Genomic DNA, 25,964 nt, shown 5'->3' on the forward strand with positions numbered 1-25,964 from the left:
GAAGAGCAGCTTCGAATTCAGGTCTCAACCGAACCATGAAGCCACCCTTCGATAAGCGTCACCCAGCCTTCGCCACACCTACCAACGCCGGGCGCAGCAGCCGGTCCTTGATCATATAGCCCGACTGCATTTCCTGCACGACGGTGCCGACCGGCTGATCGCTCGGAATCTCGAACATCGCCTGGTGGAAATTCGGGTCCAGCTTCTCGCCAATCGTGGTCATCTTCTTGATGCCGTGGCGCTGGAACACCGCTTCCATTTCGCGGCCCGTCGCATCGAGCCCGGCGACGAGGCCCTTCATCTTCTCATCGGCACGCAGTTCGGCCGGGATCGCTTCCAATCCGCGGGCGAGATTGTCGGCGACCGACAACAGATCGCGCGCAAAGGCGGTGGCGGCGTAAGCGCGCGCATCCGCGGCTTCCTTCTCGGCGCGACGGCGCATGTTCTGCGCTTCGGCATGCGCATACAGCAGCGCCGATTTCGCTTCCGCCAGTTCCTCGGCCAGCTTGGCGGTCGCGTCATGCTGCGCAACCTCGGGGGCCTCGGCTGCGGTTTCTTCACGCACATCCACACCGCTGGTGATGTCGATCTTTTCGTCTTCGATCATGTCGTCAAACTATCCTGTTAACTCATCAGCCGCGCGAGCGTCGCGGCGGTATAATCCACCATGGGCACGACGCGCGCATAGTTCAACCGAGTCGGGCCAATCACGCCCACCACGCCGACCACGCGACCGTCCAGCCCACGGAACGGTTTGGCGATCACCGACGATCCCGACAGCGAGAATAATTTGTTTTCAGCGCCAATGAAGATGCGCGTCGCATCGCCGGCGCTGGCATTGTCGAGCAGCCGCGCGATCTCCTGCTTGCCCTCGAGATCGTCGAGCAATTCGCGCACGCGCTCCAAATCGGCGGCGGCGGCGTCGTCGATCAGCCGCGCTTGCCCGCGCACGATCAGCACCGGGCGACGGTCGGTATCCTCGCTCCAAATCGCGAGCCCGCGCTCGATCAGCGTACGCGCCGCGCCGTCGAGTTCTGCGCGTTCGGCGACCAGTTCGCGCTCGATCCGGGTGCGCGCCTCGATGAGCGTCAGCCCGCCGAAGATCGCGCTCATATAATTGCCTGCCTCGACCAAAGCCGAGGGCGGCAGGCCCGGCGGCAAATCGATCACGCGATTCTCGACCGATCCATCCTCCCCGACCAGCACCGCCAACGCCTGATTGGTTGACAGCGACACGAAGCTCATCTGGCGCAAGACGAGATCGCGTTTTGCAACCATCACCATCCCCGCGCACGCGGACAGGCCCGACAGCGCCGCCGTGGTCGCGGCGATCGCGTGTTCGACCGGCCCGGCCTGGACGATTTGCGCGGAAATCGCGGCGCGCTCCTCGGCCGAGGGTTCGAGCGCTTGCATCATCCCATCAACGAACAGCCGCAGGCCAATGTCGGTTGGCATCCGCCCGGCGCTGGTGTGCGGCGCGGCGAGCAAACCCAGCTCCTCGAGATCCTGCATCACGTTGCGGATCGAGGCGGGCGACAAGTTCAGACCCGAGAGATGCGCGATCGTACGCGATCCGATCGGCGATCCGGTATCGAGATAACTTTGCACCACCACGCGAAACACGTCGCGCGCGCGGTCGTTGAGTTCGGTGATCGGTGGGAGTGCCATCGGGGGATATATGGGGCGTGTCGCCGGATGACTCAATCGTCCAGGTCAGCGAACCTCCACCGCGGCCCCCTCGGCGCGCGCCACCGTCCATTCCTGTTCGAACAGTGCGCTGTCGGTGACCTTGCGCCCCTTCTCGTCTCGCGCCGGACGGAAACGGACATGCCGCAGCGCGAGCGCACAGGTTGCCGCATCGAGCGCGGCGTTGCCGCTGCTTCGCGTCACCCGGCACTCGCTGAGCCGCCCGTTAATGCCGATCGTCGCGCGATAGGTGACGACCCCCGCCGCCTGCGCATCCCACAGCGCGCGCGGCAAATCCTTGTAGCGCAGCTTGTTGCTGACGAGTTCGGCGTCGGTTCCCCCGCCGCCGCCGCCGCCATCGCCGTCGCCGCCATCGCCGCTACCCAGGCCATTGCCCTGCCCGCCGCTTCCCGTTCCCGGACCGATGACCGGCGCGGCTCCGGCGGAACGATCGCTCCCCAGCCCGGCGACCGGTGACACCACCACAGGCGGTGGCTGCTGGAGGAGGATCGGCACCGGCGGCGCGACCACTTCCGTCGCTTTCGATCGAATGTTTGGCGGCGACGCCGCACCCTCCTTGCGCTTCTCCGCCTGTTTCGGCGCACGCACCGGATCGGGCTTGGGCGGGGGGCTGTCGGGCAGGAGCGCGACGACGGTTAGTTGCTCGACGATCCGCTGCGAAACGCCAACGCCCAGCCCCGCGATCAGGCCATAGCCGATCAGCGCGACCAACCCCGCCGCCGCGCCCGCGCTCTTGATCCGATCTTGCGTGGACCCGTAAACCGTCATGCCGTTCGCCTGCGCCTTCCGCGATGAATGTGGTCTGTCCCGGTCCCCTGCCAAGGCCCGAACTTCCAAGGGTGACACTCGCCCAACGCACAGGTAGGGCAGCGCGACCATTTCCAGGAGACTCCCCATGCGCCCATCAGGCCGCACCCCCGACCAGATGCGCACGATCAGCATCGAGCCGCGCTTCACCAAACATGCCGAAGGATCGGTGCTGATCGGCTTCGGCGAGACCAAAGTGCTCGTCACCGCCTCGATCGAGGAAAAGGTGCCGCCGTTCCTGCGTGGTAAGGGCGAGGGCTGGGTCACGGCCGAATACGGCATGTTGCCGCGCGCCACGCATACGCGCGGGTCGCGTGAAGCGGCGAAGGGTAAACAATCAGGTCGAACGCAGGAAATTCAGCGGCTTATCGGCCGATCCTTGCGCGCGGTGACCGATCTCAAGCTGCTCGGCGAGCGCCAGATCGTCCTCGATTGCGACGTGATCCAGGCCGATGGCGGCACCCGCACCGCCTCGATCTCGGGCGCATGGGTCGCGCTGCGCCTCGCGATCGACGGATTGATGGCGAGCGGCAAGCTCACCGCCGACCCGCTGACGCAGAAGGTCGCGGCGATCTCGTGCGGCATCTTCAAGGGCACGCCGGTGCTCGATCTCGACTATGACGAGGATTCGAACGCCGACGCCGACGCCAATTTCGTGCTGCTCGAAAACGGCAATATCGCCGAAGTCCAGGCGACGGCCGAGGGCGCAACCTATGACGAGGAGGCGCTGCTCCGGCTGCTCCGCCTTGCGCGCATCGGCTGCACCGACATCTTCGCCGCGCAAGCCACGGCCGTCGGGAAATGAGCGAGGTCGCACCGCAAGCGATCCGCAAGCTCGCCCCCGGCAAGCTGGTGATCGCCACGCACAATGCCGGCAAGGTCAAGGAAATCCGCGCCTTGCTCGCGCCGTTCGGTATCGACGCGATTTCAGCGGGCGAGCTCGATTTGCCCGAGCCCGAGGAAACCGGCACGACCTTCGTCGCCAATGCCGAACTGAAGGCGCTCTACGCCGCCGATCTGTCGGGCCTCCCCGCGCTCGCCGACGATAGCGGGCTGTGCGTCGAGGCGCTGAACGGCGATCCCGGCGTCTACACTGCGAACTGGGCCGAAACAGCGGACGGCACGCGCGACTGGGCACTGGCAATGGGCAAGGTCGAGGACAAGCTCACCACGCTCGGCCCCGATACCAGCCGCTCGGCGCATTTCGTCAGCACGCTCGCGCTCGCCTGGCCCGACGGCCATGTGCAATGGTTCGAGGGGCGGATCGACGGCACGCTGATCTGGCCGCCGCGCGGGGACATGGGCTTCGGCTACGACCCGATGTTCGTGCCCGAGGGCGACACGCGCACCTATGCCGAAATGCCGTTCGAGGAAAAACAGGCCAACAACCACCGCGCCAAGGCGTTTGCGCAGCTGATCGCGGCGGTGCTCTGAACGATCTTGCGATATCTCCACCCCGGCGAAGGCCGGGGTGGCGTCGATGCGACCTCAGTCCTCCACCCGCCGCCCCACCACATTCCCCGGCGGCGTGTAGCGGCACACCAGATAATCGTCGCGTCGGCTGCTCGCCAGCGCGCAGCCGACCTGCGTCGTGCGCCGCCAGATGATCTGCGTATAGTGCCCGACATCCTGCCAGCGTCCGGTGGTGCTGATGTCCGGCACCGCCCCTGCGCGATAGAAACGGCGCTCCTCAACCCACAGCCGCGCCATCTCATCGTAACGATATGCCCCGCGCGATCCCATGAAGAGGTTCTCCCCCTCCGGCACCGCACCGCGTGGTTCGGTCGAGTGTTTGAACTGCTCGCTCGTGGCCAGGACAGCGGCGTAGCGTGCCGCGTCGCGCGCAAGATCATCGCTCCACACCAGCGGCGGCGCGCCGACTGCAGCACGCGCGGCGTTGTGCTCGGTCAGCATCGCGCGCCGCAGCAGCGCTCCGCCGCGCGCCGCCGACGCAGCGTCGGGCCGCGGCTCGACGACCCGCGACGGACGATCGTCCGTCCCGGCCGAACAGCCGACCAACAGCAACGCCAGCACCAAAAACCGCATCTTTCGCAATCTCCTCAGGGCGGCCATAGCACGGCGCGATGAACCCCGCCCAAACCGATCCGCTCGCGCTCTACGTCCACTGGCCGTTCTGCGTGTCGAAATGCCCCTATTGCGACTTCAACAGCCATGTCCGCGAGAGTGTCGACCAGGCGGCGTGGCGCGAAGCCTTGCTCGCGGATCTCGCCTATGAAGCGGCGGCATTGCCGGGGCGGCGCTTGGGCTCGATCTTCTTCGGCGGCGGCACGCCCTCGCTCATGCCGCCCGCGACGGTGGCGGCGGTGATCGACGCCGCGACCGGGCATTGGGCCGCCGAGGACGACATCGAAATCACGCTTGAGGCCAACCCCTCCTCGGTCGAGGCCGCGCGCTTCGCCGACATCGCCCGCGCCGGGGTCAACCGCGTGTCGCTCGGGTTGCAGGCGCTCGATGATGCGGCGCTCGGCTTCCTTGGCCGCGCGCATGACGTGGCCGAGGGGCTGGCCGCACTCGACACCGCGCAAGCCGCCTTCGCGCGCGTCAGCTTCGACCTGATCTACGCCCGCCCCGGTCAATCGCTCGGCGACTGGCACGGCGAGCTGACCCGCGCGCTGTCGTTCGGCACCGAACATCTCTCGCTCTACCAGCTCACCGTCGAGCAAGGCACGCGCTTCGCCACCGACGAACGCGAAGGGCGGCTGACCCTGCCCGACCCCGACTACGCCGCCGATTTGTTCGAACTGACGCGCGAGACCACCGCACGCGCCGGGCTGCCGGCCTATGAAATCTCCAACCACGCGCGGCTGGGCGCGGAGAGCCGCCACAATCTCGTCTATTGGCGCTACCGCGACTATGCCGGGGTCGGCCCCGGCGCACACGGGCGACGCGGCGGTCTGGCCACCGCGCGGCACAAGAAGCCCGAGAATTGGATCAATGCCGTCGCCCGCAACGGCCACGGCGCGCAGATCGAAGAGCCGCTGGTCCCGAGCGAGCGCGCGACCGAGGCGTTGCTGATGGGGCTGCGATTGCGCGAGGGGGTGGATCTCGCGCGAATCGCTGGGTTGGGCGAGACGTCGGTGGATGCGCTGATCGACTGGGCCGCGGCCGCACGGCTGGAGGCGCAGGGCTTGCTCGCGCGCGATGGGGAGCATCTTACGGTCACCGACGCGGGGATGCTCCTTCTCGACGCAATTCTGCCTTTGATCGTCAAAGCATAGCTCCACCCCGGCGAAGGCCGGGGCCCAGTTGCGCAGTGGCGGTTGGAGAGCAACACGCTCGCTTCCTCGCCCTCGCAACTAAGCCCCGGCCTTCGTCGGGGTGGCAAAAAGGGGAATTAAAGGCGGGGCCTTACCCCCCGAACCCACCCGGCGCAGGCGACACCGTCACCGTCGTCCCCCCGCGAATTTCCTGCACCTCCAGCGCCCGCTCCGCGACATTGTCGCGCCCGAAGCGGAACGCGCCGTCGATCCCGGCAAAGCCGCCCCGGTCGTGCAGGCGGTCTTCCGGGAACGGCGCGCCGATCGGCCAATCGCGCATGATGCGGATCGTCAGCAGCACCGAATCATACCCGAGGCTCGACAGCCGGAACGGCGCGACGCCGAAGCGCGCGCGATATTTGGTGGCATATTGACGGTACAGCCCGTCCGAAACGCTGGCGAACCACGCGCCTTCCAGCGCGGGCTTGCTCGCGATCGACGATTCCGAATTCCACAGCTCCGTGCCGAGCACGCGCGCGCCGCCCATACCGTTCTTGCGCAGCACCGGCACACCCGCCGCCGCCATGCCGCCGCCATCGGCGATCAGGATCGCCTGATACGGCGCGCTCTTGGTCAGGCGGAGGATCGCTGCGGTCATCGATCCGCTGGCCCGGTCATAGGTCTGCAGCGATCCGACGCGCCCGCCCGCCGTCTCGACCGCGCGCAGGAACGCGGTCGATGCGCGCTCGCCATACATGCCGTTGGGCACCAGCGCACCGAAACTCGTCACGCCCTTGTCGCGCGCATAATCGACCACGCGCGCCACCGATTGCGCGGGCACATAGCCCATCAGATAGGCGCCGTTACCGGCCACCGACGAATCGTTGGAGAAGCTGACCACCGGCACTCCGGCGCGTCGCGCGATCGGTGTCACCGCGCGCACGTCCTCCGCCAGCAACGGCCCGAGGATCAGTTGCGCGCCATCGGCCAGCGCCTTTTGCGTGGAAAGCGCAGCGCCGCCCGCAGTGTCGTAGGTCGTAATGCGGACGCGGTCGTTCCCCGAATCGAGCAAAGCAAGCTGAGTCGCATTGGCAAGACTTTGCCCGACGCCCGCATTCGGACCCGTCAGCGGCACGAGCAACGCGACGCGATGCCGCTGCGAATCGCTCGGAATGCCCTGTTCGACGATCGGCTGTTGCGGCTGGGCCGGACGCACCACCGGAGGACGCCGCACCGGCGCGGGGCCGCGCGGAACGACCGTCTGACAGCCGCCGAGCACGAGCGCGCCGGCCGCCGCAAACACGCCTGCAAAGCGCCGCCAGCTACTCGGCAATTGCCCTATCGATACCCGCTCTGCCATGACCGCTCCTGATGACATCTGTTCTTACACCGCATTTGGCCCCGGGCCTCTACATCGTTGCCACCCCGATCGGCAATCTCGGTGATCTGTCGCCGCGTGCCGCACACATCCTGAGCCATGCCGCTGTAATCGCAGTCGAAGACAGCCGCGTTACGGGCAAACTCCTCAACCATATCGGCGTCAAGCGCCCGATGACGCCGTATCACGACCATAATGCCGAGGACGTCCGCCCCGGCCTCATCGCGCGGATGGGCATGGAGGCGGTGGCGTTGGTGTCGGACGCGGGCACGCCGCTGATTTCCGATCCCGGCTATAAATTGGTCCGCGATGCGCGCGCGGCGGGGCATACCGTTTGGACGATCCCCGGCCCGTGCGCGGCGGTCGCGGCGCTGACGCTGGCGGGCTTGCCGACCGATCGTTTTATGTTCCTCGGCTTCCTCCCCTCCAAGGCCCAAGCCCGCGCCGCCGCCATCGCCGAGGTCGCGGGCATCCGCGCAACGCTGGTGCTGTACGAATCGGGTCCGCGTTTGGCCGTGACCCTCGGCGCGCTCGCCGAAGGCCTGGGCGACCGCGAGGCAGCGGTGACGCGCGAAATCACCAAGCATTTCGAGGAAGCCGTAACCGGAACGCTGTCCGATCTCGCCGCCCGCTACGCCGATGCGCCGCCCAAGGGCGAGATCGTGCTGGTCATCGCCCCGCCCGGCGCGCCTCAGGCAGCGAGCGCAGCGGACGCCGACGCCGCACTCGCCGAGGCGCTCACCCGCCTCTCGACCGGACAAGCGGCGAGCGAAGTGGCCAAGGCACTGGGGGTGGACCGCAAGGCGCTGTACGCACGGGCGCTGGAGATGAAGGGGGTTGGCAGTCGCTGACACCTCGAAGAAATCCTCCCCCGCCAGGGGGAGGTGGCGCCGAAGGCGACGGAGGGGGAGGTCAGCGATCAGCCCTGAAACTGGCACCGTCGCTCAACCGCGACCGCGATAATCTGGCGCGCAACGCTTTCGAAGTCGCGCAGCACGTCGCTCGCGGGATACCGAACTACGAGCAGCCCGAGCGCGGCGAGTTGCACATCGCGCCGCGCATCCCGCAACGGCCGGTCGCCCCTACCATGCGCCTCGCCGTCAACCTCGATGGCGAGGCGTGCAGGCGCGCAATAGAAATCCAGAACATAATCCCCGACCCCATGCTGCTTGCGGAAACGCAGCCCTTCGGCGTTTTGACGGAGCGCGAGCCAGAGTGCGATTTCGGGCGGCGTCATCTCACGCCGGAGCTTTTTTGCGTTGCGTTTCCCGCTGGGTGACCCTTCCAAGCGCATCGCCGACCTCCCCCTCCGTCACGCTTCGCGTGCCACCTCCCCCTGGCGGGGGAGGATTATGCAGCACCAGTCGCTTCCCCACTAATCCCACGACATTCCGCTGTCCTACTCACCCCCACTCTGCCACCCTCGCCATCCGCTTTTTCAAACTGTCGAACAGCCCCAAACCGCGCGCCCGGCAAACGGCGCGGATGCCTAACTTTTGTGACTTTGGCCGCACGCAAGCCGCCGGATAGACCCACCGATGGTGCGACTCTGTGGGACTTTAAGCCCGGGAACTGATCGCGCGCAGTGGACCCCTGCACGAGGCCGGAGTGACGAATTCGCGTTGAAGGCGGGAGCGCCTTCTTACTCCCCTCCCGCTTGCGGGAGGGGTTGGGGGAGGGCATGTCAGGGCTGTGCCCCGTCCCAACAGCCCCTCCCCTAGCCCCTCCCGCAAGCGGGAGGGGAATCCTAAGCGCCAAGCCGCCGAAGCCTCCGGCCGCCGGGGGGAGCGCCTCGCCGGGTGGTGGCTGCGGCTGAAGGGCTGGCGCATCCTCGCCCGGCGCGTACGCACCCCTGCCGGAGAGGTCGATCTGGTCGCGAAGAAGGGCAATCTCGTCGCCTTCGTCGAAGTGAAACTGCGCAAGACCGCCGCCGAGCTCGATTTCGCGATCGACGAACGCCGCCTGGCCCGCGTCGCGGCGGCGGCGGAATATCTGATGCCGACCTATGCCGGGCCGGGCGATGACATCCGCGTCGATGTCATCCTGATCGCACCGGGCGTGCGGCCACGCCATATCGAGAACGCTTGGATTGGCTAGGTGACAAAACGCATCACACCACCCACCTTCCGTTCGGGCTGAGCTTGTCGAAGCCCTGCCCTTCGCTCTAACGCCCCAAAAGAAGAACAGCCCTTCGACAAGCTCAGGGCGAACGGAAGGTTAGTCTGCCATGTCCCTCACCGTCGCCGTCCAGATGGACCCGATCGCGCACATCAACATCGCAGGCGATTCGACCTTCGCGCTGATGCTCGCGGCGCAGGCGCGCGGGCATAGACTGTTCCATTACACCGCCGAGGACCTGAACTATGCCGACGGACGCGTCTGGGCGAAGGCCGATCCGGTCACGGTGCAGCGTGTCGTCGGCGACCATTACAGCTTTGGCGACCCCGTCAGCCTCGATCTCGGCGACGAAGCCGACGTGATCCTGATGCGGCAGGACCCGCCCTTCGACCTCGGCTACATCACCGCCACACACCTGCTCGAACGGATCGCGCACAAAACGCTCGTGGTGAACGATCCGGCCAGCGTGCGGAATGCCCCCGAAAAGGTGTTCGTGCTCGATTATCCGCAATTCATGCCGCCGACGCTCGTCACCCGCAGCCTCGACGAAGCGCGCGCCTTCCTCGCGAAGCACAAAGAAATCGTCGTCAAACCGCTCCACGGCAATGGCGGCAAGGCGATCTTCAAGGTCGGGTCGGACGGCGCGAATCTCTCGGCGCTGATCGAAGTGTTCAACACGATGTGGCGCGAACCGCATATGGTGCAGGCGTTCCTGCCCGACGTGGCCAAGGGCGACAAGCGCATCGTCCTGGTCGATGGCGAGGTTGCGGGCGCGATCAACCGCTTGCCCGGCGAAGGCGAAATCCGCTCCAACCTCGCAGTCGGCGGGTCGGCGGTCGCGACCGAGCTGACCGCCAAGGAACGCGAGATTTGCGCGGTGCTCGGGCCAGAACTCAAGCGGCGCGGGCTGCTGTTCGTCGGCATCGACGTGATCGGCGGCGAATGGCTGACCGAGATCAACGTCACCTCCCCCACCGGCATCGTCGCGATCGAAAAGTTCGACGGAACCGATGTCGCCGGGCTGATCTGGGACGCGATCGAGCGCAAGGTCGCGGCGCGTGCGTGAAACTCCCCTCCCGCTCGCGGGAGGGGCTGGGGGAGGGCCTGTACAATACACATCGCCCAACAGCCCCTCCCCTGACCCCTCCCGCAAGCGGGAGGGGAATTTGGCATGACCGACTTCATCGTCAATCTCACCGCATGGGGCGGATATTTCGGCATTTTCCTGTTGATGGTGCTCGAAAACGTGTTCCCGCCAATCCCGTCCGAAGTCATCATGGGGCTCGGCGGCATCGCGGTCGCGCGCGGGCAGATGGAGATGCTGCCGCTGATCATCGCGGGCACCGCGGGCACGGTCGCGGGTAATTACTTCTGGTATGCGATCGGGTGGCGCTTCGGCTACCAACGGCTGCGCCCGTTCGTAGATCGCTATGGCGCGTGGCTCACGCTCGATTGGGAGCATGTCGTACAGCTCGAACGCTTCTTCAAACGCCGCGGGCAATGGGTCGTCTTCGTGTTCCGCTTCATGCCCGCTTTCCGCACGATGGTGTCGCTCCCGGCCGGCATGGCGCGGATGCCGCATCTGCGCTTCCTGCTGTGGACGGCGGCGGGATCGGCAATCTGGAACACCGGCCTTGCCTACGCGGGCCTGTATCTCGGCAGCAACTTCCGCGAACTCGACGCCTATATCGGCCCGGCGGCCATCGCGCTGACCGTCGCGATCGTCATCGGTTACGTCTGGCGGCTGCTGCGCTGGAAGCCGCGCGGCTGACGCGATGTGCTGCACTGCGGTGGAAACCGCGCGCGGCACTTCCTATCTGGCATCCATCGCGGGGAGATCACCGCTGGAGCATCAATCATGAAAATTCTTATCGTCCTCACCTCGCACGACCAGCTCGGCGACACCGCGGCCAAGACCGGCTTCTGGCTCGAAGAGCGGGCCGCGCCCTATTATGTCCTGAAGGCGGCGGGAGCCGATCTTACGCTGGCCTCGCCCAAGGGTGGACAGCCGCCGCTCGACCCGAAGAGCGCCGACGAAAGCGCCAAGACCGACGACACCCGCCGCTTCGAAGCCGATGCCGAGGCGACCGCCCAGCTCGCCAGCACCGTCCGGCTCGATTCGGTGAAGCTCGAAGATTTCGACGCGATCTTCTATCCCGGCGGCCACGGCCCGCTGTGGGATCTGGCCGAAGACGCCACCTCGCGCGCGCTGATCGAAGGCGCGATCGCGGCTGACAAGCCGGTTGCGCTCGTCTGCCATGCGCCCGGCGTGCTGCGCCATGTGAAGGCCGCCGATGGCACGCCGTTGGTGTCGGGCAAGAAGGTCACCGGCTTCACCAACACCGAGGAAGCCGCAGTCGGTTTGACCGATGTGGTGCCGTTCCTGGTCGAGGATATGCTGACGCAGAATGGCGGCATCTTCTCGAAGACCGGCGATTGGGGCGTGCATGTCGTGCGCGACGGCCTGCTGATCACCGGGCAGAACCCGGCCTCGTCGGGCGCGGCGGCGACCGCCTTGGTCGAGGCGCTGGCCTGATACCGTTCGGCACCCGGATCGCCGCCGGGTGCCGACCCGTCACGCTCGCGGATGGGCGTTGCGATACACGTCCATCAAATGCGCCGCATCGACCTGGGTATAGACCTGCGTCGAGCTCAAACTCGCATGACCGAGCAGTTCTTGCAGCGCCCGCAAATCCGCCCCGCGCCCCAGCAAATGCGTGGCGAACGAATGACGCAGCGCATGCGGCGTCGTGCGATCGGGCAGCCCCAGCCGCACCCGCGCCTGCTGCACCGCGCGCCGCACCAACCGCGGGCTGAGCGGCCCGCCCTTGACCCCGCGAAAAATTGGCGCGTCGCGGGCGGTGCCATAGGGGCTCAGGCGGACATACGCCTCGATCGCCTCGCGCACTTGCGGCAGCAGCGGCACGATCCGCGTCTTGTCGCGCTTGCCCGTCACGCTGAGCGTCGCGCCGAGCGGCAACACCGCGCCGGTCAGCCCGAGCGCCTCGGCCACGCGCAACCCCGCGCCGTAGAGCAGCAGCAAAACCGCCAGATCGCGCGCGCCGATCCACGGTTCGGCGGCATCCTCGGCGACATCTTCGGCGAGCGCGACCGCCTCATCGGGCGAGACCGGGCGCGGCACGCCTTTCTTGACGCGCGGCCCTTTCAGGCGTGGCGTGGCGCCCTCGTCAGCGGCAAACGCCAGAAATCCGCGCACCGCCGACAATTCGCGCGCGGCCGACGCATTGCCCAGCCCCTCGGTGCGACGCATCGCGAGGAAGGCGCGCAGGTCGGCAGCGGTCACCTTGCCAAGCGCAGCGCGATCGATCGCGTCGCCCCAATGCTGGCTGAGGAAGCCACACAGCCGCGTCGCGGTCGCCTCATAGGCGCGCACCGTATGCACCGAACGCCGCCGGTCGCGCGCCAGGTGATCGGCATAGAGGCGGGGGTGGTCGGACATTGCGGGTGGTGTAGCGAGCTTCACGCCCCTTCGTCACCCCGGCCTTGTGCCGGGGCCCACCACGCCGCCCGGTGAACGCCCGATATCGGGTGCTGCGCGCGCCGCACAGTGGACCCCGGCACAAGGCGGGGGTGACGGTTAAGCCCCCCTTCACCCCGCCCCCCCAACCCGCCATATGCATCCCATGTCCCGCGCCCGCGTCCTCGTCCTGAACTCCGCGCTCGGCCCGCTCGATTACCGCGTGCCGCACGGCATGAGCGTCGAGCCAGGCTCGGTGGTGGTCGCCCCGCTCGGCCCGCGCCAGTTGCTCGGCGTGGTGTGGGAGCCTGAACGGATGCCCTCCGATGCCGAGGTCGGCGACAATCGCCTCCGCAATCTCGTCGGCGTACTCCCGGTCCCGCCGCTCGCCGCCCCCTTGCGCCGCCTGATCGAATGGACCGCCGATTATTACCTGGCCGCGCCCGCTGCGGTGGTCCGGATGGCCTTGTCGTCGACCTCGGCGCTGGAGGGCAGCAAGACGATCACCGAATATCGCGCAACCGGCGATTTGCCCGACCGCCTCACCCCGCAACGCCAACAGGCGCTGGAGCGGATCGGCGCGACGCAAGGTTTGATCCGCGAACTCGCCGCGATCGCTGAAGTGTCCGACGCGGTCATCCGTGGCCTCGTCAAAACCGGCGCGCTCGAAGCAGTCGAGGTCGACATCGACAGCCCCTTCCCCGCCCCCGACCCCGATTTCGCCGCCCCCGCACTCTCCCCCGACCAACGCGCCGCCTCCGCAACGCTGGTGGCAGACGTCACCGCGCGCAGCTTCGCGCCCACCCTGCTCGACGGCGTCACCGGCTCGGGCAAGACCGAAGTCTATTTCGAAGCGGTCGCCGCCGCGATCCGCGACAACCGCCAATGCCTCGTCCTGCTCCCAGAAATCGCGCTGACCGAGCCGTTCCTCAAACGCTTCGCCGCGCGCTTCGGCGTTCAGCCGGTCGCATGGCACTCGGGCCTGCGCCAATCACAACGCCGCCGCGCGTGGCGGGGCATCGCCAGCGGGCAAGCGCTCGTCACGGTCGGCGCGCGCTCGGCGCTGTTTCTCCCTTATGCCAATCTCGGCCTGATCGTCGTCGACGAAGCGCATGAGACGAGCTTCAAGCAGGAGGAAGGCGTCCACTACCACGCCCGCGACGTGGCGGTGATGCGCGGCAAGTTCGAGCAGATCCCCGTCATCCTCGCCTCCGCCACGCCGGCGATCGAAACGCGCCAGCAAGTCGCGCTCGGCCGCTATGCCGAGGTCAAATTGCCCGGCCGCTGGGGTGCGGCGGAAATGCCGAGCATCACCGCGATCGACTTGATCAAGGAACCGCCCGAACGCGGCCGCTGGATCGCGCCGCGCTTGCTCACCGCAATGACCGAGACGCTGGAACGGCGCGAGCAAGTCCTGCTCTTCCTCAATCGCCGCGGCTATGCGCCCCTCACCCTGTGCCGCACCTGCGGCCACCGCTTCCAATGCCCCAATTGCACCGCCTGGATGGTCGAGCACCGCCTGGTGCGCCGCCTCGCCTGCCACCATTGCGGCCATACCGAGCCGGTGCCGAAGGTCTGCCCCGAATGCCAGAATGAGGATACGCTCGCCGCCGTCGGCCCCGGGGTCGAGCGTATCGCCGACGAAGTCACCGCGCTCTTCCCCGACGCCAAGATCGCGGTCGTCACGTCGGACACGATGTGGTCCCCCGCCAAGGCCGCCGAATTCGTCGCCCGGATGGAGGCGCACGACATCGACATCGTCGTCGGCACGCAGCTCGTCACCAAGGGCTATCACTTCCCCAACCTCACGCTGGTAGGGGTGATCGACGCCGATCTCGGTCTCGACGGCGGCGATCTGCGCGCGAGCGAGCGCACCTTCCAGCAAATCATGCAGGTAGCGGGTCGCGCCGGGCGCGGTGCCAAGCCCGGCCATGTCTATATCCAGACGCACAGCCCCGATGCGAGCGTGATGAAGGCGCTGGTCTCGGGCGATGCCGAGGCGTTCTATGCCGCCGAAACCGAGCATCGCCGCGAGGCGGGCGCCCCGCCGTTCGGGCGCTTTGCCGGGATCGTCGTGTCGAGCGAGGATCAGGCCGCCGCGCTGGAAACCGCCCGCCTGATCGGTCGTGCCGCGCCCCACCCAGACACTTTGGACGGGGCGATGGAAGTCTACGGCCCCGCCCCCGCCCCGCTCGCGATGCTACGCGGGCGGCACCGCTACCGCTTGCTGGTCCATGCCAAGCGCGGATTGGACGTGCAGGACGTGATCCGCGACTGGCTCGGCGGCGTGGAATGGCCCGCTAAGGTGCGGGTGGTGGTCGATGTCGATCCGTACAGCTTTGTGTGATCCGGTGCAGACGCGCTTGCCGCCCAACCCGGCGCTCCGTACGATCGCCGCAAGGGGAACCAAACCGATGTTTCGCAAAGCCTTGCTTCTCTGCGCCTGTTTGATCCCGGGCGTCGCGCACGCCGAATGGCAGGAGGCGAGTTCGCGCCATTTCGTGCTCTATTCGAACGACAAGCCCGATCGGGTGCGCGCGTTTACGACCAAACTCGAGCGCTTCGACAAGGCGCTGCGGGTCCAGCGCGGGATGCCCGATGAGCCGATCAGCCCCGAAACACGGCTGACCGTCTATGTCGTCGACGATACTGACGACGTGCAAAAACTCGTGCGGGGACAGGAAAACGTGGCGGGTTTTTACGCTCCGCGCGCACATCCGGTCGCATTCGTGCCGCGCCAGTCGGGCACCGCCAAAACCGTTCTGACCGCGCAACAGATATTGCTGCACGAATATACCCACCACTTCATGCTCAGCAACTGGACCAACGTGGCGTTTCCCGCCTGGTTTGTGGAAGGGTTCGCCGAATTTAACGCGACCGCGATCTTTGGCGACGACGGCGGAATCACGCTTGGTGCTCCGCCGCAATATCGCGCTTTCGGGATCTTCAATGCGAATATGTTGCCCATCCGCCGCGTGCTGAGCCCGTATCCCGGCCACCTGAATCCCGACCAGACCAATGTGCTTTACGGGCGCGGATGGCTCCTGACGCATTATCTGACTTTCGAGCCGAGCCGCGCGGGGCAGTTGAGCGCTTACATCGCCGCGATCAACGACGGAAAGCCGGTTGCCACGGCCATGCGAGAGCTGAAGGACGTCGACAAGCTCGATCGCGTGCTCGACAAATATGCGGAACAATCCCGCTTGCCGGCACGGACGCTGACGGGGACGGCGTTGGCGGTCGGGGAGACGACGGTGCGCGCGCTGACCGCGGCGGAGGCGGCAGTGATGCCTGCGCGCATTCGCTCCAACGCCGGGGTAAACCGGAAGCAGGCGCAACCGATCGCGATGCTCGCCCGTCGGCTCGCGGCGCCCTATCCACAGGATGCGGCGGCGCAGAACGTGCTGGCCGAGGCCGAATATGATGCGGGCAATTATGCCGCTGCCGAGGCCGCGGCGGACCGTGCCCTTGCCGCTGCGCCCAGATCTATGCACGCGATGATCTACAAGGGCATGGCCATGGGGGCGATGGCGCGGGCTGCGAAGAAGACCGACGCGGCCATTTGGAGCGCGGTACGCCGCTGGTTTCAGGTCGCCAACAAGGTCGATACCGAAGACCCGCTACCCCTGACCTTGTTCTACGAGAGCTTCGCCGATGCCGGGCAGGTGCCGAGCAAGAACGCCGATGCCGCCTTGCTCTATGCCTATGCGCTCGCCCCCTATGATCTCGGGCTGCGGATGCAGGCGGGACGAGTCTATCTGCAGCAGGGCAATGCCGCAGAGGCGCGGCGCGCGATCGTTCCACTCGCCTACAGCGCGCATGGCGGCGATGCGAACGTCGTCCAGCAGCTTCTCGCCACGCTGGACCAGAAGGGGACGGCCGCTGCACTGGCGCTGCTAGACAGGCCCGACACGAGAGGCGACGCCAAGGATCGGCCGGCCGGGGCCACGGGTGCCGGCCACGAACCATCGGACCCGAAAAAATCATGATCACCATCATACGCTGGCTCCTGTCCTTCGCATTGGTCGCCACGGTTGGCTTTTCCACCCCCGCCCATGCCGACGATATCTCCGCCACCGCGCGCGGCGTCGTGCGCGTCGTCACGATCGCGATCGTCGATGATGAGGTGGTCGGCTTCGGCCATGGCAGCGGCGTCGCGGTCGCGCCCAACCGGATCGTCACCAACGCGCATGTCGTCGAGCTGCTCGCGCGTTATCCCGGCAATGTCGTGGTTGGGATCGTCCCGTCGGAGGGCAGCAAGAGCTATCAGGGCCGCATCATCGCGGTCGATGTCGCGCACGATCTCGCGCTGATCGAATTCACCGGCACGCGCTTGCCGACGGTCGCGCTCTATACCGGCCCGCTCGAGGAGGGCAGCATGGTCACCGCGCTCGGCTATCCCGGCAATGTCGATCTGGCGACCGCGAAATCGGCGGCGGATTACATCCATCCGCTCGCGCCGATCCGTTCCGAAGGTGTCTTTTCCGGGCGTCGGCAAATGACCGGGACGGATGTGCTGCTCCATACCGCGCAGATCGCGCGCGGCAATTCGGGCGGGCCGCTGCTCGATCCATGCGGGCGCGTGATCGGGATCAATTCGGCGATCACGCGGGGCGAGGAAGGCGATTCCAGCTTCGGGTTCGCCATCGCAAACAGCGAAGTCGCCGCGTTTCTGAACAAGGCGAAACAGCCGTATGTCGCGGTCGGCACGCCGTGCACCAGCATCGCCGATATCGAAAAGATCGACCAGGCCGCCGATGCGCAGGCAGCCGCGCTGGCCGACGCGGCGAAGCGTGAGACGACGAGCAAGGCCGTGCTGGCGCGCGAAGCGGCCCTCACCGCCGCGCGCGCCGCGGGCGACCGGCACCGCGAGAATATCATGGGGCTGGCCGGGCTGATCCTCGTGCTCGGCGCGATGGCGGTTGGGGCCGGCGGGCTGCTCGATGCGCAGGCGCTGCGGCGTGAAGCGATCTGGGCATGGGTCGCGGGCGCGCTGATGATGCTAGGCGCGATCGTGCTGTTCGTGCTGCGCCCGACCGGTGCGCCGATCCTGCCCGAAGCGGTCGCCGCCGCCAGCCGGCCGCCCGCGCCGCCCGTCTCCTCGACCGCACCGCTCGGCAAGATGGTATGCGGCTTCGTCAGCGCGCGTAGCCGCGTCGTGTCCTCCACCACGCAGGATGTAACGATCGATTGGGGCAAGGCGGGCTGTATGAACGGGCGCACGCAATATGCCGAAAATGGCAGCAAATGGGACCGTATCCTGGTGCCATCGGAGGAGCAGACCGTCTCGGTCCTGCAATTCGACCCCGCCACGCGCGGCTATGTCAACGCGCGCTATTTCCTCAGCGCGGAGCAGATGGAGGGTCTGCGCAAGATTCGCACGACGGTGAAGCTCAAGGCGTGTTCGCCCGACGAGGCCGGTCGCGCCAATCTGGCGACCCAGCAAGCGGCGATCCGCATGGCGCTACCGGCGCGCCCGAACGAGAAGATTGTCTATAGCTGCACGCCCGCGCCCTGAGGTCAGCGCCGCGCCCACATCGGCGCGACGAAGTTGCCGCGGCGATAGGCAATGACGAGCAAGGCCACGCCGAACAGCGTATCGACGATCACGGCGGTGAGCGACGCCTCCGCGCCGAACGCGCCGCCGGTCAACAGCGTCGATCCGCTGACCGAGGGTTTCAGCAGGCCGACCTGCTGAAACCCCGAAACCGGAATGCCGTACAGCGCGCCCTGCGCGAAATTCCACGCCGCGTGCAGCCCGATCGCCGCCCACAACCGCCGGGTCAGCATGTACAGCGCCGCCAGCATGATCCCTGCTTCGAGCGCGATCGCGATTCCCGCGAACAGCGTCGCATTGGGATTGGCGAGGTGCGCCGCCCCGAACAACGCGCCCGACAGCGCCAGCGCGATCCAGCTCCCGACCAAGCGCTCCATCAACCGAAAGAAGATGCCCCGGAACAGCGTCTCCTCGACCAGCCCGGTCAGCAGCGACGTGGCGAGCGGCAGCAACAGTACCGACGGCGAGTTTGTCCCGACGATCCGATATCCGCCGAGCGCCAGGATGATCCCGAACACCAGCGAGAACAGCACAACTCCCGCGCCAAAGCCCCCACCGAGTTCGGCCAACCACCCGCGCGTCGCGAAATCGGCGACCTCACGCCGACGCTCGACGAAGCGCACCAAGATCCAATAGGCCAGGACGATAATGCCCGCATTCGCCGCACTGACCGCGACTCGCACCCAGCCGCTAACGTCGCCCGATCGATTGCTCGGCAGGACGAGATGTGCAGCCATGCTGCCCGCAATAATCAGCGCGATCGCGATGACCAGCAGCGTCAGCGGAAAATGCACCACCCGCCAAATGATGCTGTTCGGCGGCGTGTTCGGTTCGGTCGGTAGCATCGCATTCCCCCTGCTGTGCCACACCCGTAACACGCGAGAATCACTTGGCAACCGGTCAGGCGTGCCCGATCCGCGCCGAATGAAACCCTAACGCCAGCTCATTCGACGCCTTCGCGCGTCCTGAGCGCAACCTTTCGATCGATCCCATAAGCATAGCCGCCGAGCGTCCCGTCGCTGCGCTGCGCGCGGTGGCAGGGCACGATGATCGACACCGGATTCGCGCCGCACGCCGTCCCCGCCGCGCGCACCGCTTTGGGATTGCCGACTGCCGCCGCGAGTTCTGCATAGCTGCGCGTCTCGCCCAGCGGGATCGCGCGGAGTGCTTGCCAGATCGCCTCCTGAAACGCGGTGCCCTGCACATCGAGTGGCAGATCCTGATCGCGATCCGGCGACTCCACGCTGGCGACGACTTGCGCCGCCAGATCGGCGAGCGCCGCCCCGCCGGGGACGATCTCGGCATGAGGAAAACGCGCGTGCAAAGCGTCCTCGCCTTCGTCGAACGACACGCGGCACAGCCCCTTGTCGGTCGCGGCGACGAGCATCGGGCCCAGACTGGTAGCGGCGATCGTCCAGCGGATCGTCACCCCCGCCCCGCCGCGCTTCCACGCACTCGGCGTCATGCCCAGCCGCTTGCCCGCACCTTCGTAGAAACGGCTCGGTGCCGAATAGCCCGCTTCGTAGATCGCCTCGGTCACGCTCGTCTCCCGCGTCAGCGCGTGCGCGGCGGCCCGCGCCTTCAACCCGCGCGCGTACGCCGCCGGGGTCACCCCGGTCGCGCGCTTGAACAGCCGGTGAAAATGGTGCGGCGCATAGCCCACCAGCGCCGCCAGCTCCTCGAGCCCCAGCGTTTCCTCCGCACCCTCGATCAGCGCGACCGCGCGCGCGACCGCGATCCGGTCGCGCCCGACCTGGTCCGGCGTGCACCGCAGACACGCGCGAAACCCCGCGTCGCGCGCTTCCTCCGGCGTACGGAAGAACAGCACATTCTCACGCTTCGGGTGGCGCGCCGGGCAACTCGGCTTGCAGTAAATGCCGGTCGTCTTCACCGCGCCGACGAAGCGGCCGTCGGAATGCCGGTCCCGCGCTTCGAAGGCACGCCAGGCGGCATCGGGGTCAAGCGGGAGGGGAGCGATCTGCGTCATGCGATCGGGATAGAGCGTAACGACGGCGTCGGACATCCCGCCGATTGCGATCAAAGCGCTACGCCATGAAGGCTTGAGCAGCTCTTAGCTGATCGGTCACATCCATCACTCCGTTGATCGACCAGATCGCGTCATCCATGATCAGACGCCACGCGTTCACGTGCGCGACATAGATTGCCAGAGCGGAAACTGTTGCATGCGGGACGAGCGCCGCGCGACGAATTCCGAAATCGGTGTTGAACAGGACGACGGCTAGTTGATCGAATTTTAGCTCGGGTAGCGCCCGAATCTGACTTAATTGCCGTTCGCTAGGAAGGCCCAACCGAAGCCGTCGTGCTTTGATTTGATACTTGGTGCCGGTCGTCGGATCGACGGCATCGTGACCAGCCGCAGAGTTCACTTCGAGCTCCCAGCCAAAAGCCTGCGCAAACAGATGTTCAGCATAATCGCCGATTGGTGCATTGGCGGTCCTTACGATGCCGCGTAGCCGCAAAGATTCGATCGCAGAGGCGTGCAGCTGCAGCAGTTCGACGATCGAACGGTCCGGGTGCAAGTCTTCGTCCAGAATCGACTGTTGAGGCTGGGGCGTGACCGGCTCGCTACCGCGCGGTTCCGCAACTGTGGACATCTGGGGGCCCAAGCCTTGAAAATGATGCGGCCTAACAATCCTCCGCAGCCGATTGCCTATGTTCATGCGCTGTTGGCCCGGATTCAGATGGGCATAACGACCGGCATCAATTTCGAACCGCGCAGCAAGCGCGTGGAGCTTGGCGAGGTCCAGCGTTCCATCCCGATTGTTCACTTCGTCTCGCAGCCAGCGATTAAACGGACTATCGCGGGTTTGCTCGGTCCAGGCCCCGCGCTGCTCCGGCGTGAAATGCATTTTACCCCCCATTCGCCTCGAACAATTCCAACGTCCGCTCCCGCGCAAGATCGGCGCTCGGCTCATGATAGTCCTTGCGCCGGTCCGAATTGAAACCGTGACCGGCCTCATACACGTGTACCGTCGCCTTGGGCCAATCCTTGGCGATCACTGTGTCCACGCCCTCCATCGGGATGCCGGTGTCGAAACGGCCGAAGTGGAGGATGACGGGCACCTTCGGTTCCTCATCCGCCGCCGCCGGGATCAAGCTGCCATAATAGCCCGATGCCGCCGCCACACCGTGCATCCGGGTCGCCGCGAACCAGGCCACCGACCCGCCATAGCAATAGCCGACGACGAACACCGGTCCCGTGGCGGCAAGCGCATCGACGCAGGTCTGCACATCGGCGAGCGACAGGTCGAACGGGTGGAGTTCGCGCGCCAGTTGCACCGCGCGGGCGAAACCGTCGCCGGAATACTCAGCCTCGAACCCGGGATGCTCGCGGTCGAACAAGGCCGGCGACAGCACTTCATAGCCGTCGGCGGCATAGCCGTCGCACAGATCGCGGATATGATCGGTCACGCCGAAGATTTCCTGGACGAGCACAAGGCCACCTTTGCGCACGCCCGTAGGTTGCACATGATAGACGGCGACCTCCGCGCCATCCGACATCGTCATCTTTTCCATCGCGCCGGTCATCGAATCGCTCCTGCTGTCGCTCCGCAGACTCGCTAGCGAGGTTCGACGCGCCGCGCTACGCCGCGCGGACGTCGGCGATCAAGCGGTTGATCTGGCCGCGCAATTGCTCGACCCCGCCGGCAACATCCCCCGCCGTGCGCGTCACCTGGTCGGCGGTGTGGCGCGATCGTTCGGCGCGCTCGCGCAAGGTCTGCATGTTGGCGGCGGCGTCGGCGGTGCCGTCCTCCACTTCGGCAATCGCGTGCGCAATCGCTTGCGTCATGCCGCGTTGCTGGTCGACCGCGCTCGCGACATTCGCCGACGATTGGTCGAGCTCGGCCACCAGCGCATCGACCGACTCGATCGTCGCGAGCACGGTGTCGCTGGCGTTGCGCACGGCGGCAAGGCGCGCCTCGATCCGCCCGGCGGCCGATTGCGTCTGGCGTGCCAACCCCTTCACTTCATCGGCGACGACCGCGAAGCCGCGCCCCGCCTCACCCGCGCGCGCTGCCTCGATCGTGGCGTTGAGCGCGAGCAAATTGGTCTGCCCCGCGACCGCCGCGATCAGGTCGAGCACCGCCGCGATCTCGACGATCATCTCGCCAAGCGATTCGGCGCGGTCGCGCCCTTCCAGCGTGCGGGCGCGAACGGTGGCGACGCTGGCGCGCGATTCGTTCGCCTCGCGGCTGATCCGCTCGATCGCCCCGGCGAGCGCAGCGGCGGAATGGGTGATGGTGCGCGCGTTGTTGGCGCTCTGCTCGGCGATCGCGGCGGTCGCCATCGCTTGCTGTTCGGTCGCACCGGCTTCGCCCGACATGGCGCTCGCGGTCTCGCGCAAGGCAGGCCCGGCCGACGCCAATTGCCGGACGGCTGCCCCCGCCTCACCTTCGAACGCCTCGAACAGCGCGTCGAGATGCGCGGCGCGGCGGGCGCGCGCGGCCTGCTCGTGGCGCTCGCGCATGCCCACCGCATCGGCGGTCTGGCGCGCCTCCTCGCGCAAGCGCCGCGCATCGGCCGAGCGTTGCCGCGCAAACGCAAGCGCGCGCGCGATGTCGCCAATCTCGTCGCTGCGGTCGAGCGCGGGAATCGGCGCGTCGGCGCGTTCCAGGGTGATGTCGCGCGTTGCCTCGGCGATCTGGGCAAGCGGCTGCTCGACTCGGCGGCTCAGCATCCGCATCCCCCAACAGGCGACGAGGATCGCGGCAACCGTGACGAAGGCGACGAGAATATAGACTTGGACAAAGGCCCGCTCGAGCGCGGCACGCTCCTGTGCTGCGTCGCTGCGCAGATCGGCGATCAGCGTGCTGCTGGTGCCGGTCAGCGGGTCAATCGCGGCATAGAGCGCGCCGCTGACGAAGAAATCGAGCTGATCGGTGCGGCCCGAGCGCAGCAGGTCCAGCAGGCGATCGAGCGCAGCGTCGGCATCCCGCCGCGCCGTCGCGACCTGCGCGACTTCGGCGGCGCGACGCGTATCGAGATTGTGACGGGTGAACGCCGCCCAGCTCGTCGCGATCTCCGCGCGGGTTCCCTCGATCGTCGCGATCGCACCGACCGGAGAAAGATTTCCGCTGCGGACCTTGTGCGCGGTGAGCAGCGCGGTGGCATAGCTTGCGTTCACCCGCTGCAACTCACCGATCGGGTACAGCCGATCCATCACCAGCGCGGTGACGCGGTGACTGGTTGTCAGCGTGGTTCCAATTAACGCCAGCGCAAGCAGTGCCTGAATTCCAAGCAACGCAAAGACAATCCGCCGCAATTGTACGCGCATGTTGCGACCGCCCGCCTCCCACCGATCGACCCAGCGACCGAGAGTTGCAGCAAGAATCGGGGGCAAGCGTAGCCGGGCGATGCTGTTCATGTCCGGCCTTCTGCGCGCAAAGCCGCCAACGAATGGTTAAGCGAATGTTACAGTTGCATGAAATGCCGTCCGATCAGATTGCCCCGCCGCACCGCTTGCATCCGCCCCGACCCGATGCTAACCGCCCGCCAGCCCATCGGCAGGTGCTTCCTAAAGCGCCTTCCATCTGCATGGGGCCACCATTCGTGCACCCCGGTATCGAAATTCAGAGGACCCCAATCGCGTGGAGACATCCGGCGGTATTCAAGCAAGCTTAAGCGGACGCTATGCGACCGCGTTGTTCGAGCTCGCGCGTGACAGCAAGGCGATCGACGCAGTCGAAGCCAGCCTGGGCCGCGTGCGCGAGACGATTGCGCAATCGGCTGAGTTCGCAGCGCTCATCGCCAGCCCGATCGTATCGCGCGGCGCCGCCGCAAAGGCGATCGCTGCTGCGGCCGAGTTGATCGACGTCGATGATACGACGGCGAAGTTTCTGGGCGTTCTCGCCGAGAATCGTCGTCTGGCGAAGCTTCCGGCGATCATCCGCGATTTTCGCAATCTTGCCGCGCGCCACCGTGGTGAGACGACGGCGGAGGTCACGTCGGCCCACCCGCTCAGCGACGATCAGGTCGACGCGCTGAAAGCACAGCTTCGCACCCGCATCGGCACCGATGTTTCGGTCGATCTCGCGGTCGATCCCGCACTTCTCGGCGGTCTGGTTGTCCAGATCGGCTCGCAACGGATCGATTCGTCGATCCGCACCCGTTTGAACTCACTCGCGCTCGCGATGAAAGGCTAAATCATGGACATCCGCGCCGCAGAAATTTCGAAGGTCATCAAGGACCAGATCGCCTCGTTCGGCACCGACGCCCAGGTTTCCGAAACCGGCCAGGTGCTCAGCGTCGGTGACGGCATCGCCCGCATCCACGGGCTCGACAACGTCCAGGCGGGCGAAATGGTCGAGTTCTCGAACGGCGTGCAGGGCATGGCGCTCAACCTCGAGGCTGATAACGTCGGCGTCGTGATCTTCGGCTCGGACAGCCAGATCAAGGAAGGCGACGTCGTCAAGCGCACCGGCACGATCGTCGACGTTCCCGTCGGCAAGGGCCTGCTCGGGCGCGTCGTCGATGGCCTCGGCAACCCGATCGACGGCAAGGGCCCGATCGTTTCCGACCAGCGCAGCCGCGTCGAAGTCAAGGCACCGGGCATCATCCCGCGCACCTCGGTCAACGAGCCGGTCCAGACCGGCCTCAAGGCGATCGACGCGCTCGTCCCCGTCGGCCGCGGCCAACGCGAGCTGATCATCGGCGATCGTCAGACCGGCAAGTCGGCGGTCGCGATCGACACCTTCATCAACCAGAAGGCGGCGCATCAGGGTGATGACGAGAGCAAGAAGCTCTATTGCATCTATGTCGCGGTCGGCCAGAAGCGCTCCACGGTGGCGCAGCTCGTCCGCACGCTCACCGAGCAGGGCGCGATGGACTATTCGATCGTCGTCGCGGCAACCGCGTCCGACCCGGCCCCGCTGCAGTTCCTCGCGCCGTACACCGGTTGCGCGATGGGCGAATATTTCCGCGACAACGGCATGCACGCCGTCATCGTCTATGACGATCTGTCGAAGCAGGCCGTTGCCTACCGCCAGATGTCGCTGCTGCTGCGTCGTCCTCCGGGCCGCGAAGCGTATCCCGGCGACGTCTTCTATCTCCACAGCCGCTTGCTCGAGCGCGCTGCAAAGATGAACGACAACAATGGCGGCGGCTCGCTGACGGCACTGCCGATCATCGAAACCCAGGCTGGCGACGTTTCGGCCTACATCCCGACCAACGTGATCTCGATCACCGACGGCCAGATCTTCCTCGAAACCGACCTGTTCTTCGCGGGCGTCCGCCCGGCGATCAACGTCGGTCTGTCGGTCAGCCGCGTCGGCTCGGCCGCACAGACCAAGGCGATGAAGAAGGTCTCGGGCTCGATCAAGCTCGAGCTCGCGCAGTATCGCGAAATGGCCGCGTTCGCGCAGTTCGGTTCGGATCTGGATGCCTCGACGCAGAAGCTGCTCAATCGTGGTGCGCGCCTGACCGAATTGCTCAAGCAGGGCCAGTACAGCCCGATGCCGTTCGAAGAGCAGACGGTGTCGATCTTCGCGGGCACGCAAGGCTTCCTCGATACCGTGCCGGTCAACGCCGTCGTCCGCTACGAGCAAGCGATGCTGACCGCGATGCGCACCGACCACGCCGATCTCCTCACCGACATTCGCGAAAAGCGCGATCTGTCGAAGGAGACGACCGAAGCGCTGAAGACCGCGCTGGGTGCGTTTTCGAAGACGTTCGCGTAAACGC

General features: G+C 66.6%; 25 protein-coding genes. 13 read left to right on the top strand and 12 right to left on the bottom strand.

Features of this window, described 5'->3' with window-relative positions:
* Positions 1-58: 58 nt before the first annotated feature.
* From grpE to HMP06_RS08260, 3 genes are read right to left on the bottom strand one after another with little or no spacing between them, the layout of a single operon-like run.
* Positions 59-607: a nucleotide exchange factor GrpE gene (gene grpE / locus HMP06_RS08250; RefSeq protein ID WP_176496655.1), complete on the bottom strand. Its 549-nt coding sequence runs from the start codon at positions 605-607 to the stop codon at positions 59-61.
* A 17-nt stretch (positions 608-624) separates the two neighbouring features.
* The gene (gene hrcA, locus HMP06_RS08255) at positions 625-1,668 is read right to left on the bottom strand and encodes a heat-inducible transcriptional repressor HrcA (protein ID WP_176496656.1); all 1,044 of its coding nucleotides are present in this window, start codon (positions 1,666-1,668) and stop codon (positions 625-627) included.
* A gap of 45 nt (positions 1,669-1,713) precedes the next feature.
* Positions 1,714-2,475, bottom strand: coding sequence for an energy transducer TonB (locus HMP06_RS08260; protein WP_176496657.1), 762 nt, complete (start codon positions 2,473-2,475; stop codon positions 1,714-1,716).
* 127 nt (positions 2,476-2,602) lie between these two features.
* On the opposite strand from HMP06_RS08260, the gene rph reads away from it, so the two are divergent.
* A complete protein-coding gene (gene rph, locus HMP06_RS08265) occupies positions 2,603-3,319 on the top strand; it encodes a ribonuclease PH (RefSeq protein WP_176496658.1) in 717 nt (238 codons plus the stop codon).
* Positions 3,316-3,948 (top strand): RdgB/HAM1 family non-canonical purine NTP pyrophosphatase, encoded by a 633-nt coding sequence (gene rdgB / locus HMP06_RS08270; protein WP_176496659.1) that lies wholly within the window; start codon positions 3,316-3,318, stop codon positions 3,946-3,948. Before rph ends, rdgB begins: the two co-directional genes overlap by 4 nt.
* A 54-nt stretch (positions 3,949-4,002) precedes the next feature.
* Here the strand turns inward: rdgB and HMP06_RS08275 are convergent, their stop codons facing one another.
* Entirely contained in the window at positions 4,003-4,560 is a 558-nt protein-coding gene (locus tag HMP06_RS08275; protein WP_232089923.1) for a CAP domain-containing protein, read from the bottom strand.
* A 38-nt stretch (positions 4,561-4,598) separates the two neighbouring features.
* Here HMP06_RS08275 and hemW point away from each other — a divergent pair, with 38 nt between their 5' ends.
* A complete protein-coding gene (hemW, locus tag HMP06_RS08280; protein ID WP_176496661.1) occupies positions 4,599-5,753 on the top strand; it encodes a radical SAM family heme chaperone HemW in 1,155 nt (384 codons plus the stop codon).
* 130 nt (positions 5,754-5,883) lie between these two features.
* Here the strand turns inward: hemW and HMP06_RS08285 are convergent, their stop codons facing one another.
* Positions 5,884-7,092, bottom strand: a complete 1,209-nt coding sequence (locus tag HMP06_RS08285) for a penicillin-binding protein activator (protein WP_176496662.1) — start codon at positions 7,090-7,092, stop codon at positions 5,884-5,886.
* Between the two features lie 11 nt (positions 7,093-7,103).
* On the opposite strand from HMP06_RS08285, the gene rsmI reads away from it, so the two are divergent.
* Positions 7,104-7,961 (top strand): 16S rRNA (cytidine(1402)-2'-O)-methyltransferase, encoded by an 858-nt coding sequence (gene rsmI / locus HMP06_RS08290; RefSeq protein WP_176496663.1) that lies wholly within the window; start codon positions 7,104-7,106, stop codon positions 7,959-7,961.
* A gap of 68 nt (positions 7,962-8,029) precedes the next feature.
* Here the strand turns inward: rsmI and HMP06_RS08295 are convergent, their stop codons facing one another.
* Complete coding sequence (locus HMP06_RS08295; RefSeq protein WP_176496664.1) at positions 8,030-8,404, bottom strand: endonuclease domain-containing protein; 375 nt, start codon at positions 8,402-8,404, stop codon at positions 8,030-8,032.
* A gap of 398 nt (positions 8,405-8,802) precedes the next feature.
* Here HMP06_RS08295 and HMP06_RS08300 point away from each other — a divergent pair, with 398 nt between their 5' ends.
* The 4 genes from HMP06_RS08300 to HMP06_RS08315 all read left to right on the top strand — a co-directional run bounded on the left by HMP06_RS08300 (position 8,803) and on the right by HMP06_RS08315 (position 11,764).
* Positions 8,803-9,207 carry a YraN family protein gene (locus HMP06_RS08300; RefSeq protein WP_176496665.1) on the top strand — a complete coding sequence of 135 codons (405 nt, stop codon included), beginning with the start codon at positions 8,803-8,805 and terminating at the stop codon, positions 9,205-9,207.
* A gap of 130 nt (positions 9,208-9,337) precedes the next feature.
* Positions 9,338-10,294 carry a glutathione synthase gene (gene gshB / locus HMP06_RS08305; RefSeq protein ID WP_176496666.1) on the top strand — a complete coding sequence of 319 codons (957 nt, stop codon included), beginning with the start codon at positions 9,338-9,340 and terminating at the stop codon, positions 10,292-10,294.
* A gap of 105 nt (positions 10,295-10,399) precedes the next feature.
* A complete protein-coding gene (locus tag HMP06_RS08310; protein ID WP_176496667.1) occupies positions 10,400-10,999 on the top strand; it encodes a DedA family protein in 600 nt (199 codons plus the stop codon).
* An 87-nt stretch (positions 11,000-11,086) separates the two neighbouring features.
* The gene (locus tag HMP06_RS08315; protein WP_176496668.1) at positions 11,087-11,764 is read left to right on the top strand and encodes a type 1 glutamine amidotransferase domain-containing protein; all 678 of its coding nucleotides are present in this window, start codon (positions 11,087-11,089) and stop codon (positions 11,762-11,764) included.
* A gap of 39 nt (positions 11,765-11,803) precedes the next feature.
* Here HMP06_RS08315 and HMP06_RS08320 read toward each other — a convergent pair whose 3' ends face one another.
* On the bottom strand, positions 11,804-12,688 hold the full coding sequence (locus HMP06_RS08320; RefSeq protein WP_176496669.1) for a tyrosine recombinase XerC: 885 nt from the start codon (positions 12,686-12,688) through the stop codon (positions 11,804-11,806).
* A 184-nt stretch (positions 12,689-12,872) separates the two neighbouring features.
* Between HMP06_RS08320 and HMP06_RS08325 the strand changes: the two genes are divergently transcribed.
* From HMP06_RS08325 to HMP06_RS08335, 3 genes are read left to right on the top strand one after another with little or no spacing between them, the layout of a single operon-like run.
* Positions 12,873-15,053: a primosomal protein N' gene (locus tag HMP06_RS08325; RefSeq protein ID WP_176496670.1), complete on the top strand. Its 2,181-nt coding sequence runs from the start codon at positions 12,873-12,875 to the stop codon at positions 15,051-15,053.
* On the top strand, positions 15,028-16,695 hold the full coding sequence (locus HMP06_RS08330) for a hypothetical protein (protein WP_176496671.1): 1,668 nt from the start codon (positions 15,028-15,030) through the stop codon (positions 16,693-16,695). Before HMP06_RS08325 ends, HMP06_RS08330 begins: the two co-directional genes overlap by 26 nt.
* A complete protein-coding gene (locus tag HMP06_RS08335; protein ID WP_176496672.1) occupies positions 16,692-18,224 on the top strand; it encodes a S1C family serine protease in 1,533 nt (510 codons plus the stop codon). Before HMP06_RS08330 ends, HMP06_RS08335 begins: the two co-directional genes overlap by 4 nt.
* Before the next feature lie 2 nt (positions 18,225-18,226).
* On the opposite strand, the gene HMP06_RS08340 is transcribed toward HMP06_RS08335, so the two are convergent.
* The 5 genes from HMP06_RS08340 to HMP06_RS08360 all read right to left on the bottom strand — a co-directional run bounded on the left by HMP06_RS08340 (position 18,227) and on the right by HMP06_RS08360 (position 23,649).
* Entirely contained in the window at positions 18,227-19,108 is an 882-nt protein-coding gene (locus HMP06_RS08340) for a CPBP family intramembrane glutamic endopeptidase (RefSeq protein ID WP_176496673.1), read from the bottom strand.
* Between the two features lie 98 nt (positions 19,109-19,206).
* Positions 19,207-20,250 (bottom strand): bifunctional DNA-binding transcriptional regulator/O6-methylguanine-DNA methyltransferase Ada, encoded by a 1,044-nt coding sequence (gene ada, locus HMP06_RS08345; protein ID WP_176498436.1) that lies wholly within the window; start codon positions 20,248-20,250, stop codon positions 19,207-19,209.
* A 58-nt stretch (positions 20,251-20,308) separates the two neighbouring features.
* Positions 20,309-21,133: a hypothetical protein gene (locus HMP06_RS17810; RefSeq protein WP_197940730.1), complete on the bottom strand. Its 825-nt coding sequence runs from the start codon at positions 21,131-21,133 to the stop codon at positions 20,309-20,311.
* Position 21,134: 1 nt separating this feature from the next.
* Positions 21,135-21,812 carry a dienelactone hydrolase family protein gene (locus HMP06_RS08355; protein WP_176496674.1) on the bottom strand — a complete coding sequence of 226 codons (678 nt, stop codon included), beginning with the start codon at positions 21,810-21,812 and terminating at the stop codon, positions 21,135-21,137.
* A 55-nt stretch (positions 21,813-21,867) separates the two neighbouring features.
* The gene (locus HMP06_RS08360) at positions 21,868-23,649 is read right to left on the bottom strand and encodes a methyl-accepting chemotaxis protein (RefSeq protein WP_176496675.1); all 1,782 of its coding nucleotides are present in this window, start codon (positions 23,647-23,649) and stop codon (positions 21,868-21,870) included.
* Between the two features lie 223 nt (positions 23,650-23,872).
* Here HMP06_RS08360 and HMP06_RS08365 point away from each other — a divergent pair, with 223 nt between their 5' ends.
* Positions 23,873-24,427, top strand: coding sequence for a F0F1 ATP synthase subunit delta (locus tag HMP06_RS08365; protein ID WP_176496676.1), 555 nt, complete (start codon positions 23,873-23,875; stop codon positions 24,425-24,427).
* Positions 24,428-24,430: 3 nt separating this feature from the next.
* A complete protein-coding gene (gene atpA / locus HMP06_RS08370; protein ID WP_176496677.1) occupies positions 24,431-25,960 on the top strand; it encodes a F0F1 ATP synthase subunit alpha in 1,530 nt (509 codons plus the stop codon).
* The last annotated feature ends 4 nt before the right edge of the window (positions 25,961-25,964 follow it).

The sequence above is a fragment of the Sphingomonas sp. HMP6 genome (assembly GCF_013374095.1).
Lineage (GTDB): Bacteria > Pseudomonadota > Alphaproteobacteria > Sphingomonadales > Sphingomonadaceae > Sphingomonas.